Consider the following 12451-nt stretch of genomic DNA (forward strand, 5'->3'; position numbering starts at 1 on the left):
CGGGCCGCTGTACACTTATACGGCTACAGTCCGCCTGTGGCGGATCAAATCAAATGTGCAAATAACATAAACAAAAACAGCCGGCTAAGCCGGCTGTTTTTGTTTATGTTATTTGGGATATCCCGGGTTTTGCGTTAGGGCTGTATTAGTTTTCAGCTCTGTTGACGGTATCGGGTAGATTCTTCTTGTTGGGTCGGTATTCATCGTCAGCACATCGTTTGGTAACGGATATTCAATTTCAAACTGACCAAACCTAATAAGGTCATTCCGTCGCCAGCCCTCCCATGATAGTTCGCGGGCGCGCTCGTCTAACAAGCCCGGCAGGTCAATGCTACCGGCTGTTTGCGCACCTGCGCGGGTACGTAATTTGTTAACCAGTGTTAAAGGTGTTTCTAATACGCCGTTAACGGAAGTTGGCGTAGCGCCGCGCAAAATGGCTTCGGCTTTCATTAAATATATGTCAGCTAACCTAAATACCGGCATATCGTTCCCATTTAAACGGTTAGCTGTTGTTATAGTAGGATCGGGATAATATTTTATAGAACGGATGCCGGTTGCCTGGCTGGCCTGAGTGTTACCCAAATCCATCGGTTTTGGTGGTACCAATGTCAACGTTGCGGTTATAACAATTTGGTTTGTAGTATTGGGGTAATAAGCCGGCTGGGTGGTAAAACCACCCGATCCATCCGGTACATACTGCGGGCCAACCAACCAGGTTTTGGTACGGAAGTCATTAGGTATATTAAAGCGGTTATAAAACTCGGGGGTAGTGCTCATAGCTATACTCAGGTTTGGAGTCGCAAGGCCGTAAGCCAGGTAAAGAGCCGGGTAAAATCCAAAACGGGTAAATTGGTTGGTACCTATTTGCTGATCGTAAGGAACGGCAAATATGGTCTCGTTTATTTGCGGGCCGTTATTGGGTAAAAATATATCGCGATACTTAGCATCTAAACTATAATTACTGTTTTTCTCTACACTATCAGCCATGGCAACCACTTCATTGCTACGGTCGGCACCGCCAGTATAAACCTGATTATTTAAATACAGTTTAGCCAGTAATGCAAATGCCATTTCCCTTGTAGGGCGGCCATATTGCAGCGTATTAGTTACCGTGCTGCTTGATTTCCTGGGCAGGATAGGGTATATCGCTTTCAGCTCGGTTTCTATAAAGGCGGCTACTTTAGCCCTTTGTTCGGTAGCAGGCAGGCCGTTTACCGGGAAGGTTGTAATGATAGGCACGTTACCATACAAATCCATCATAAAGAAATAATATAACGCGCGCATGGCCCTTATCTCGGCAGCGTAAGCTGTCTTAACCGACTCGGGCGAGGGGGCCGAATTAACGAGTGTTAACAAACGGTTACAGGTATTAATACCGCTAAAACCCCATTGCCAAACGCCTATAACGTTAGGGTGATCAAATGTCCAGGTATGGTAATGCAGCTGACGGTATTGGCCACCATCATCATAGTTACCATCGCGCGCCGGTATAATGGCCTCGTCGGTTGATAATTCCTGCATGCGCCAGTAAGGCACACCGTAGTTAGACGAAAGGTTGGAGTACATGGTACCCAGCAAAGCTGTATAATCAGCCGTGGTTTTTGGAAAGTTAGCTTGTACATACTGTGATTCTACAGGCACATCTAACTTGGTGCATGAGCCTATGGTGGCTAAAGCTGCACATCCCGCTAAAAATGAATATATCTTTTTCATATTGTTTTTATGTCTTTGATTAAATTAGAATGACGCGTTTAGGCCAAATAAAAATGTACGTGTTTTCGGATAAAAGTTATTGTTATCAATACCCGGTGTTAAACCGCCTATATTAACTTCAGGGTCAACACCGCGGTACTTAGTTATCACAAATAAATTATCGCCTGTTACGTACAACCTGATAGCTTTAAAAGCACCTGTTTGGGTTTTAATAGTGTAACCCAATGTAGCATTATCTAAGCGCAGGTACGAGCCGCTCTCCAGGAAACGGTCAGATATCAAATATCCGTTCACATCTGTAAATGCTTCATTCAGCGTAAAGGTTGGGATGTTTTGCAGTTTAGAATCTGTAGGGTTATTTAAGTTAGCCAATGTTGCGTTCAATATTTTGTTGCCCGTTACTGCACGTACCAGGAAGTTCAGGTCGAAATTCTTGTAATTGAACGTGTTGCTCCAGCCATATATCATTTTTGGCTGGGCGTTACCTGCAATACGCTGATCTGTGGTTAATGGTTGCGTAGGTATAGTAGCACCGGCTGCATTTTGATAAGTACTTATACCTGCAGCATTTTTACCCATGTAATGGTATAAGTAAAATGTACCAATAGGCTGGCCGGGTTGTACTATCTGGCTAAAGTTACCAGACTGGCCCTTGCCGCCTAATTGCGCGGTGTAAAACGCAGGCAGGTTATAAATATCTTTCGATAAGCTTTCTACCACGTTTGTGTTATGCGATACGTTGAAAGAGGTTTTCCAGTTAAAATCGCCCGATCTTACAGCAACAGCAGTTACACTAAACTCGACACCCGAGTTTTTGATATTACCCGCGTTTGCCGTAAAGTATGGAAGGAAGTACTGGGTTAATGATACGGGGTACTGGTTATAGATTAGGTTACTGGTACGTTTGTCATAATAATCAAATGAACCCGTAACGCGATTTTGGAACAAGCCAAAATCCAGACCAATATTAAGTGTTCCGGTAGTTTCCCACTTTAAATCAGGGTTAGGATTTGATATCGGGCCAATAGCATTTAAAACATTGCCGTTATACAAAAACTTAGTGTTAGCACTGCCATAAACTAATAAAGGCGTAAACGGGTCAAAACCCAGGCTGTTACCTGACACACCGTAACCGACTCTTAATTTTAAATCGCTTATGGCAGGTAGTTTTTGCATAAAGTCTTCGCTGATAATTCTCCAGCCTGCTGATACCGCCGGGAACCAACCGTGACGTACATTCAAACCAAAACCTGAAGAACCATCTTCTCTTAAGGAGGCCTGTAATAAATACCTATCATTAAACTGGTATTGTGCACGGCCATAAAAAGATATCAGCCTTAAGGTTGATATAGGCTTTAGCGGATCAAACACAATTTGCGATAATTGGCTCGGGTTTGAAAGCGACAGGTTATTATACGTTACCTCATCGTTTGAAAAACCCTGCGTTTGCACGCCAAAACCATCGTTATTGCGGTTTTGCTGGTATGAATAGCCCGCTAATAATTGTAACGAGTGTTTACCAAAGGTCTTATCGTAATTAAAATACGATTCAATGATATTGTTAGTGTTTATGTACGACTGACGCTTAGCAACACCATTTAAACCTATAGCCAGGCCAGACATGCTGTTCTGATAGCTATTATAGTCATTCTGGTCGCGCTGTATAGATCCGCTGAAGGTAAACCTCAACCCGTCAATTATATCTACCTGGGCAATACCGTTTATCAACGTTTTATTATCATTGGTTTTAATAGTGTTGTTATTTAATAAAGATAGCGGGTTTAAAGTACCGCTGCCTGTACGCTGGTAGTTTTCTTTGTAGCTGCCATCCGGATTGTAAGGGCTAACCGTTGGCAAATAAAACAACATGCCCGGCAATACATTGCCCTGGAAAATGTCATTTACATCAGAGTTGGTGTTGGTAACATTTAACCCCAGCTTTAAACGGTCATTAAAAAACCGTTGGTTAATGTAGCCCCTGTAAATGGTACGCTGTAATGAGGTACGTTTAAGTACACCATCATTTTTAAAATAGTTTACGCTTGCGCCATAATCAGAGTTTTTGCCGGCACCACCATAGCTGATGTTATGGTTTTGCGAGTAACCGATACGCTCTACCAAACTTTGCCAATCGGTGTTTGATCCATCATCATCAAGCGGGTTTTTAAGGGCGGGTACATTATTACTTGCCAGGTATTGGCGCAACTGGTCGCCGGTTAACATATTTATTTTTTTGGATACACTTTGTATACCTGCATACCCGCTGTATGATAGGCGTGTTTGGCCGGTTTTAGCTTTTTTGGTAGTGATCATTATTACTCCGTTCGCCGCGCGCGAACCGTAGATGGCTGTCGAGGCCGCATCCTTTAACACATCAATACTTTCAATGTCTGACGGTGCTACTACATCAATAGCCGCACCGGGCACCCCATCTATGACATAAAAAGGGTCCTGCGCACCGCCTTCGCGGAAAGTTGACGCACCCCTTAAAATAACAGTGGGCTGTTTATTCGGATCATCACTCCGGGTAATGTTTAAGCCGGCTACTTTACCCTGCAATAACTCTGCCGGGGTAGTGGTTACACCCATATTAAACTCTTCGGCTTTTAAGGTGGATATGGACCCTGTTACATCTTTTTTGCTTGACGTACCATAACCAATAACTACAACATCTTTAAGCTGTTTAGCATCAGGCACAAGGCTAACATTTAGGATGCTTACGCCATTGGTTTCCATGTCTTTTGCCAGGTAACCAACAAAGCTAAACCGTAACGTAACATTACCGTTTACTTTAATGGTGTAGTTACCATTAGCATCGGTCATTACCCCCGTGTTGGTACCTGCAATTATTACAGAAACGCCGGGGAGCGGTTCATTCTTTTCGTCTTTTACGTTGCCGGTAATTGTTCGGCCAGGTTGCTGGGCAAGCGCAGCTACGCTTAACATTAAACAGCAAACTATTAATAATCGCTGGTAAATTTGTCTCATAGTGGTTAAAGATTGGGGTTATTGTAAATTAATTAAACATATTTAAATTTTAGGCAAAGCACGGGTTATACTGTTATTTCAAGATCAATTAAGTATTAGCTTTAAATAAATTTTTAGATTAAACTAATGCTATATTATGTTTAAAAACAGCACAGAATTAATCTTGATTTAACATTGGTTAACATGTTTTACGATAGCTTTAGGTTTAAAAGTTATTCGAAGGTAACAACTTTGTTATTAACTTGTTTAATTTTTTTCACGTGCAAACCAACTTTTTTATCAAAAAGTTTGCTTTATAGCTCGTTGCGTTATTGTTATTTATCGCTTTAGCGAAGGGCATAAAGCTCACGCTACCGATAGGGACGTGGGAGGAGGTGTAGTAAATATTAAAGCGATAATAAACCAACTGCCAACTAATAACTGCCAACTGAACAATGGCGTTGCCTTACAGGCCGCGCTGTACGCTCATACGGCAACAGGCCTTAGGCGCAAATAGGCCGGTATCCGCCGCCATCGCTAACGCAAATTTGCTAAAATACCGCATCCCTCACCCACCCGTCTTTGCGAGGAACGAAGCAATCTCTGCACATGCAAATCAATTGAAGCTTGTTGTCTGAAATATAAGTTTATAATACACATTCAAAAAGTCCTATTACTTGCAAGTACGCAAGCTCATCTTCGGATATAACTATATCTTCATATTCGGGGTTATAGGAACGGGGTTTTAATATAATTGATTCATGGTTCCATTGGTCTCCATCAACTTTTTTTGTACTTATATATTCTTTAACTGTATAGCTTGAACCAAAATCAGGATCTTGTATACTTGTAGACCCAACTAAAACAATTTTACCATTTCTGGAGCCTCCATTATCTTTTCTAAACAAACAAAGAGAACCGTTTGGAATTATTTTATTCATTGACTCACCAACTACAGTACAAGCAAATAAATCCTCTGACGGTTTAAATCTTGCAGGCTGTTTTATCCAATCTCTATCTTCTACCGGTACATTTTGTAATTCGCTAAAATTACCCGCGGCAGCTTTTAGATTGTAAATCGGAATTGAGTTAACATGAGGTATTACATCTTCATGATTCAGATATTTAATAGTTTTGGTCGTGCTGCTTTTTTCAATATGACTAGCAAAATACTCTCTCAAATTTTTATCACAGACATATACATAAGTACCTTTAATACCCCTTAGCATTATTGTTTTATAGATATTTATTATAAAGTCTTTTAACTGAGAAGGATCGCTTATTGACTGTTTGCCGTTTTTATCAAAGTAGTTATCCTTTAAGATCACTATTTCGTTTTTCACTTTGTCATATGTGATCTCATTGCCCAGTATTATACCTGTATAATTCAAATCATAACCTTGTGTTGTATGAATACATCCAACCTCATCTAAAGCATTATCCGAATTTATAAAGTCATCCGAAACGCTATTCCATTGTAGCTTAGAGTTTTCAATTTGGATATCATAAACACTTTTATCATTTTTCGAGATCCAGGGCCAGGAATAACCCGCTATTAATCTTGACAAGCCACTTTCCGCATCCCTAAGCCTGATTTCATTGATCATCGCCACAATTGAGTCAAATAGAACAAATTCATATTCTTTTGATTGGTATATCTTTTGAGAAACCGGTAGCTTACAATTTAATAGATTACTGATATAGTCAACATATCCATTACCACCTTTCACCCTGAATTGAGATTTCAGAAATTCAACTTTAGTTAATGGCGATAATTTTAGTTTATCAAAATCTTCTTTTTTTACATCAGAAGGTTTAATAGATTGATTTTCATCATAGAACAGGATCGTCTTATTTGATTGTTTAACAACCCAATCTAATTCACTGCAATTATCTTTATCCAATCCAAGCTTTTGGCAGACAACATCAAATGCATGGAAGTACGTTCCCAAATTTATCCTTCTTCTTAATCTATGTGACTCATCAACCATCACAATATCGAATTGATTTTTCACCAACTCTGCTGGGCCTATCACCATTCCTGCGTTTAGGCCCTTTATGTTCTTGAATACCTTTTTTAAAGTATTTCTAAAGGAAGACATTGGTACAACCAATGCCATTGTAGGGTTTGGGTATTTTGCTTTTAAAGCTAGAATTGTTTGAATAAATTCAGTTTCATCGTCGCCAAATTCTTTGAAATTAAAGTCATCATTATTTGATTTGAATAATTTGAATAAGAATACAGCCAGGATCGTTTTGCCTGTTCCCGCACCACCATTAACTATGACGTTTTTAATAGCAGGATCAAGTAAACTTTTGAGAATTATCATTAGCCCATCGCGTTGTTCGATGGTCAAGCTTTTATATGGCGAGTATTTAAATAGATCTGAATTATCTATATGTTCAATAGAGTGTTTAGCTATCCCTTCGGATGTTAATTTATCCCAAATCGATTTAAAAATATCCCAATAGACTTCTTTCTTTTGGTAATAGTTGTGGTTAGCCAAACCTATATTTCCGTTCATCAATTTATATTGACCATCGCCGGAAATATATTTTATCAAATTTGATTCAATATCTAGTGTGGCAGATTTATTGAACTTTTCGCTAGAAATTAAATGAACAGTAGATAATGTGCTTTTGGAATTGCTTTTTAGGTGTGCGCTCATTCTGGCATATGTATCTGTCGTTTCGCCAACATATGCTTCCTTTATAGCGCCATCACTTAAAATATATACAATTGGCCATAAGTCTTTTGCATGATGAGAATTTTGGAAATCATTAAACAAGTTGGAGTTAAAATCATACCTTCTTATTTCAAAGGGATTAGTTAATATCATAACTCGTTATATTTTTTTGCCGTTCCTTTAGCTTTTTCTACAGGATATTTTTCAGCATTTTTTTTGATTTTATTAGTCACAATTTCATTGATATCGAAATTGTATTTTTCCGCTAGGAGTAATGCATAGCCAATTACATCAGCTAATTCATCTTTTACTTTTTCTACATTTGCTTCGTTGGCATTTTTCCATAAAAACAATTCATTAAGCTCAGATGCTTCAATTGATAGAGCCAATGCAAGGTCTTTAGCGTTATGAAATTGAGCCCACTCCCGCTCTTCTCTAAACTTTGTTAATTCCTCAATTAGTTTGTTCCAATCTTGCATTATGGTAGCTTTATATAACTTGAAAAGTATTTACTAAAGTATAACTATTTTTGGGTAAATAAAAAGCCTATGTGTTCCCCAAGCTGGCGCAAGTATGTCGGGTAAGCCTGTGCGAAAAGGCTACTTGTGCCTACAACCAAGCAAATAGGTAAAACGGCACAAGTAGCTGGCCCGCTTGCCACCGCTACATACTTGCGCCAGCGTTGGGGATTGCTTCCGTTACAGCAATGACGCGCGGTGAGTGGTCGGACGGTTATTGTGCTTGTTGCAGGTGTTATGCACCCCGGAGACGCGAAGCTTCGCGTCTCTACAAAAAATCATTGTAATCCTCAAATCAAATAAATCAGCGGTTCAGACAAAAGGCCCATGCGCATCAGCCGCGTTAGCGATGGTAGCGGATACCGGCCCCGCGCCTAAGGCCTGTAGCCGTATGAGCGTACAGCGCGGGCCGCAGGCAACGCCCTTATTACAAATACCGGCATGTTGGTTTTGTTGGTAATAACACCAACAAAGGTGGGTATGAGGGTGTAATGGCAATACCGCTACAGGCGGGTAAATGCGGGTATATACGTGTTATACTCGACAAAACACACCCTTCCGCCTCATCTGGCGCGCATGCAGCGGTGGCCTGAAGGCAATGTACCCGTCTGTAAATTCAGGACGGGTCATCAGTAAAAGTGTACCAAACTGTATCATGAAACCGGACTAATAAAATTAGATTATTGATTACCAGGCACATGCAAAAACAGGTGTACCAAAGTGTATCACCGGGACACATTCACTGTGGTACACTTAACAACAAAGGCCACAGGTATACCCCATGGCCTTTTAAAACGTATTGTCATCTCGAGCATAACGAGAGATCTATACATTGTCAATTAGCGCGTGTATAGATTTCTCGCTAGCGCTCGAAATGACAGGGTGGTTATGTGTTGTTGTTATTGGTAAGTCACATTAAGCGTAATAGGCACATTCAACGCCTTGCTGATGATGCAGTTGGCTTTGGCGCCTTCGGCTATCTCTTTAAATTTAGCTTCGTCTACCCCCGCAATGGCAGCGCCTTTAAGCTCCAAATGTATGCCTACAATGGTTAAGGCCTGCATATCCAGGTCCAGGATGGCATCGGTATTCAGGTCGCCCGGCGTAAACCCAGCCTGCGACAGGGCCGCGCCAACAGCCATGGTAAAGCAGCCTGCATGAGCGGCGGCAATCAACTCTTCGGGGTTGGTGCCAATGCCATCGGCAAAGCGGGTTTTAAATGAGTATTGGGTATTGTTAAGTATAGTGCTCTGGGTGGTGATCTCTCCCTTACCATCCATTAAAGTGCCGGCCCAATGGGCATGTGCGGTGCGTTTCATGTTAGTTTATGGTTTAATTGTTATATATGTAAAGATAGTGATTTGAGTTATGAGTTGGGAGTTTTGAGTGGTGAGTTTGTGTTTTCCTACTCACTACTCATAACTCACCACTTAGCTCGCTCGTATTGTACCGGCCATTGTACTTCGTGATGCCCCAACTGGTGCGCGGCACGTAGCGGGAAATGCGGGTCGCGCAGCAACTCTCGCGCTATGAACACCATATCGGCCTGCCCGGTTTGGATGATGTCATCGGCCTGTTTAGGTTCGGTGATTAGTCCAACGGCGCCGGTCAGTATGCCGGTGGTGCGCACAGCCTCGGCAAACTGCACCTGGTAGCCGGGTTTCAAAGGTATCTTAGCCATCACGTTCCCACCCGATGAGCAGTCTATCAGATCGACACCCATATCCTTCAATATTTTTGCTAACGCGATGGAATCTTCGATAGTCCAACCGCCTTCGGTCCAATCACTCGCCGAGATCCGCACGAACAGCGGATTGCCAACAGGCCAAATCTCTTGTACGGCCTCCACCACTTCCAGCAGCAAACGGATCCGGTTATCAAATGATCCGCCATACTCATCCGTACGCTTATTACTTAGCGGCGAGTAGAACTCGTGCAGCAAATAGCCATGCGCGGCATGGATCTCTATCACCTTAAACCCAGCGGCAATAGCGCGGATTGTGGCAGCTTTAAAGTCGGCCTTAACCTTTTCTATGCCGGCTTTGTCCAGTTCCTGCGGAGCTTCTTCGGTATCCGCAAAAGGCACCGGGCTTGGGCCAACAGCTTTCCACCCATTCGGCTGATTGGACGGGATCTGCGCGTTGCCGTTCCATGGTAACTCATGGCTAGCCTTACGACCCGCGTGGGCCAGTTGGGTGCCAGCTATAGCGCCGTGCTGGTGGATGAAGTCGTTAATTTCCTTTAGCTTGGCAATGTGCTCGTCTTTGTAAATGCCCAGGTCGCCATAGCTTATACGCCCCTCGGGCGATACGGCAATAGCCTCCGTAATCACCAACGATGCCCCTCCTACCGCCCTGCTGCCCAAATGGACTAGGTGCCAGTTGCTGGCGAAACCGTCCTCGCTGCTATACTCGCACATCGGCGATACAGCTATGCGGTTCTTAAATTCAATATCTTTTATTTTTAATGGGGAGAACAGGTGTGGCATGTCTATATTTTTTCAGCAAATATGGAGACTAACATTTATAGCCATCTCACGGTTTTGTAAAATACCGGTGTTTATGGTGTTTAATCGATCTTTTCTTCGCGTTTTACCAGCAACACTTCGTCATTTTCGAGCGGTAAGTAGCCAAATTCGTAACAAAAGTGGTAGGTCTTGCCGTTTTGGGTATCGTACTTATTGGTGAGGTATTTAAAATTAAAACCCTTGGCGGCCATCTTTGCAGTGGTGGTTTTGGTCTTGCCGGTGGGGTTCATTTCTTCCAATATCCTGCGGTTACGCTTTAGGATGTTGTTGATATTGCGCACCATATTATAGCTATCACTATTCAATTGGTTATTATAGTTATTGCGGCAAAGGTCGTTACAAAACTTTTTATCGGCACGGCCGTGGATGGGTGTACCACAGTCAAGACATGTTTTTGGAGATTCCATAAAGCTAAGGTACTCAATATTATATTCGTTTGCAAACGGTTGCAAATGGATATTGTCGACTATAAACGTTTATTAACCGACTAATTTTTGATGACTACTGCACCTTTGTACTGTCAATTAAAACAAGTAGAAATATTAAACGTAAAAATCATGAACTCATTAAAAAACAGCGTACGCCTTGTAGGTAACTTGGGCATGGACCCGGAAGTAAAAATTTTTGACACTAATAAAAAGTTGGCTAAGCTATCATTAGCCACAAGCGAGAGTTATAAAAATGACAAAGGCGAAAAAATAACAGACACCCAATGGCACAATTTAGTAATATGGGGTGCCCAAGCTAAAATAGCCGAAGACATCCTTAAAAAAGGTGATGAAATTATTATTGAGGGCAAGATAAACAACCGTAGCTACATAGATAAAGACGGTAATAAAAAATACACTTCAGAAATTGTGGTGAACGAGTTTTTGAAAGTGAGCAGCAAGAATTAGCCTGTAATTTTGATATTAAATCCTAAACCTTATCATTATATTTGTTATGTACTTAGAAGCAAAAGAAACCGCCCGGCTATATCAGTTGTTATCTGATAAATTAGGTAACGATACTACCGAGGCTATGTTTAAATACATTGATAATAAAACAGAACGATCTGTGGAAGCAACTATCCAGACATTGGCTACTAAAGATGATCTTGCTAAGGTTAAATACGACTTGAGTAAAGAAATGGGTGAGTTTAAAGCCGATTCTCTAAAATGGATGTTTATCTTTTGGGCGGGTCAGGCTGCTACTACTCTGGGCATTATCATGTTATTTTTGAGGAAATAAACTACAATACAAGGCATTAAACCCATAACAAAGTGTCCACTTTACTTAGTGGACGTACACTTGATATTAAACCTAACGCATCAATTATATTGATGCGTTTTTTATGGCGTACTCACCGCCACCGGCAATATCTTTCCGTTAAAAAACTTATGACCGGTTAGGGCAAAATCAGCAATGTATTTACCCATCTCAAAAGCCATTACGGGCGATTGATAGCCAGGAAAAGCCTTCTCCAGCATTTCAGTTTGGGCAGAGCCTAAGGCAAGACAATTAACTTTTATCCCTTGTTCTGCAAACTCTTGTGCCAGGCACTCGGTAAGGGTGTGTAAGGCTGCCTTACTTGCAGAGTAAGCTGCTAGTCCCGGAAACTTAACGCTGCCTTGGTAGCCACCCATGCTGCCAATGTTTACGATGTGTGATCCCGCAGGCATAAATTTTTGCAGGCTCTGAATGATGCGTACATGCCCTATAAAATTACTTTGCAGCATTTCAACAAAGTCTGTTTCTAACAACTCGGCAAATGGCTTGTTTATTAACACACCGGCATTGTTTATCAATATGTCTATCTGCCCATCAAAATTACTGGTGATAAACTGTTGCAGACCGTCATAATCATCATGCACAATATCAAATGTTATGGGGTATAACGTACCATCCGGATTTAGCCCGGCGCATATTTCGGCAAGGCGCGTTAGTTTGTCTTGCGACCGTGCTAAGGCAATCACCTTATGCTTACCCGATAAGATCAACTCTACTACCGCCTCAAATCCTACCCCGCTGCTGGCTCCTGTTACAACAATATTCATTAG

General features: G+C 41.6%; 10 protein-coding genes. 2 read left to right on the top strand and 8 right to left on the bottom strand.

Translation table 11 applies throughout. The annotated features are described in order from the left end of the window. Positions 1 to 108: 108 nt before the first annotated feature. The 7 genes from JWQ34_RS08560 to JWQ34_RS08590 all read right to left on the bottom strand — a co-directional run bounded on the left by JWQ34_RS08560 (position 109) and on the right by JWQ34_RS08590 (position 10819). On the bottom strand, positions 109 to 1713 hold the full coding sequence (locus tag JWQ34_RS08560; protein WP_299356465.1) for a RagB/SusD family nutrient uptake outer membrane protein: 1605 nt from the start codon (positions 1711 to 1713) through the stop codon (positions 109 to 111). Positions 1714 to 1737: 24 nt separating this feature from the next. Next, positions 1738 to 4701 carry a TonB-dependent receptor gene (locus tag JWQ34_RS08565; protein ID WP_299356467.1) on the bottom strand — a complete coding sequence of 988 codons (2964 nt, stop codon included), beginning with the start codon at positions 4699 to 4701 and terminating at the stop codon, positions 1738 to 1740. 626 nt (positions 4702 to 5327) lie between these two features. Further along, on the bottom strand, positions 5328 to 7520 hold the full coding sequence (locus JWQ34_RS08570; RefSeq protein WP_299356469.1) for a DNA/RNA helicase domain-containing protein: 2193 nt from the start codon (positions 7518 to 7520) through the stop codon (positions 5328 to 5330). Next, a complete protein-coding gene (locus JWQ34_RS08575) occupies positions 7517 to 7846 on the bottom strand; it encodes a nucleotide pyrophosphohydrolase (protein WP_299356471.1) in 330 nt (109 codons plus the stop codon). Before JWQ34_RS08575 ends, JWQ34_RS08570 begins: the two co-directional genes overlap by 4 nt. A gap of 938 nt (positions 7847 to 8784) precedes the next feature. Next, the gene (locus tag JWQ34_RS08580) at positions 8785 to 9204 is read right to left on the bottom strand and encodes an OsmC family protein (RefSeq protein ID WP_299356473.1); all 420 of its coding nucleotides are present in this window, start codon (positions 9202 to 9204) and stop codon (positions 8785 to 8787) included. A 104-nt stretch (positions 9205 to 9308) separates the two neighbouring features. After that, positions 9309 to 10373, bottom strand: coding sequence for an NADH:flavin oxidoreductase/NADH oxidase (locus tag JWQ34_RS08585; RefSeq protein ID WP_299356475.1), 1065 nt, complete (start codon positions 10371 to 10373; stop codon positions 9309 to 9311). A gap of 80 nt (positions 10374 to 10453) precedes the next feature. Then, positions 10454 to 10819 (bottom strand): hypothetical protein, encoded by a 366-nt coding sequence (locus tag JWQ34_RS08590; protein WP_299356477.1) that lies wholly within the window; start codon positions 10817 to 10819, stop codon positions 10454 to 10456. Between the two features lie 150 nt (positions 10820 to 10969). Here JWQ34_RS08590 and JWQ34_RS08595 point away from each other — a divergent pair, with 150 nt between their 5' ends. Both JWQ34_RS08595 and JWQ34_RS08600 read left to right on the top strand, forming a co-directional pair. After that, on the top strand, positions 10970 to 11308 hold the full coding sequence (locus JWQ34_RS08595) for a single-stranded DNA-binding protein (RefSeq protein WP_299356479.1): 339 nt from the start codon (positions 10970 to 10972) through the stop codon (positions 11306 to 11308). 46 nt (positions 11309 to 11354) lie between these two features. Next, the gene (locus JWQ34_RS08600) at positions 11355 to 11642 is read left to right on the top strand and encodes a hypothetical protein (protein ID WP_299356481.1); all 288 of its coding nucleotides are present in this window, start codon (positions 11355 to 11357) and stop codon (positions 11640 to 11642) included. Positions 11643 to 11743: 101 nt separating this feature from the next. On the opposite strand, the gene JWQ34_RS08605 is transcribed toward JWQ34_RS08600, so the two are convergent. Beyond that, the gene (locus JWQ34_RS08605) at positions 11744 to 12448 is read right to left on the bottom strand and encodes an SDR family oxidoreductase (RefSeq protein ID WP_299356483.1); all 705 of its coding nucleotides are present in this window, start codon (positions 12446 to 12448) and stop codon (positions 11744 to 11746) included. Positions 12449 to 12451 lie beyond the last annotated feature (3 nt).

This window comes from Mucilaginibacter sp. (assembly GCF_028288185.1).
Taxonomy (GTDB): Bacteria; Bacteroidota; Bacteroidia; order Sphingobacteriales; family Sphingobacteriaceae; genus Mucilaginibacter.

Bases quoted from the DNA above. Each gene is read 5' to 3' on its own strand.
- JWQ34_RS08570 (WP_299356469.1), bottom strand. From the start codon at position 7,520: ATGATATTAACTAATCCCTTTGAAATAAGAAGGTATGATTTTAACTCC.
- JWQ34_RS08580 (WP_299356473.1), bottom strand. From the start codon at position 9,204: ATGAAACGCACCGCACATGCCCATTGGGCCGGCACTTTAATGGATGGT.
- JWQ34_RS08605 (WP_299356483.1), bottom strand. From the start codon at position 12,448: ATGAATATTGTTGTAACAGGAGCCAGCAGCGGGGTAGGATTTGAGGCG.
- JWQ34_RS08595 (WP_299356479.1), top strand. From the start codon at position 10,970: ATGAACTCATTAAAAAACAGCGTACGCCTTGTAGGTAACTTGGGCATG.
- JWQ34_RS08585 (WP_299356475.1), bottom strand. From the start codon at position 10,373: ATGCCACACCTGTTCTCCCCATTAAAAATAAAAGATATTGAATTTAAG.
- JWQ34_RS08575 (WP_299356471.1), bottom strand. From the start codon at position 7,846: ATGCAAGATTGGAACAAACTAATTGAGGAATTAACAAAGTTTAGAGAA.
- JWQ34_RS08600 (WP_299356481.1), top strand. From the start codon at position 11,355: ATGTACTTAGAAGCAAAAGAAACCGCCCGGCTATATCAGTTGTTATCT.
- JWQ34_RS08565 (WP_299356467.1), bottom strand. From the start codon at position 4,701: ATGAGACAAATTTACCAGCGATTATTAATAGTTTGCTGTTTAATGTTA.
- JWQ34_RS08560 (WP_299356465.1), bottom strand. From the start codon at position 1,713: ATGAAAAAGATATATTCATTTTTAGCGGGATGTGCAGCTTTAGCCACC.
- JWQ34_RS08590 (WP_299356477.1), bottom strand. From the start codon at position 10,819: ATGGAATCTCCAAAAACATGTCTTGACTGTGGTACACCCATCCACGGC.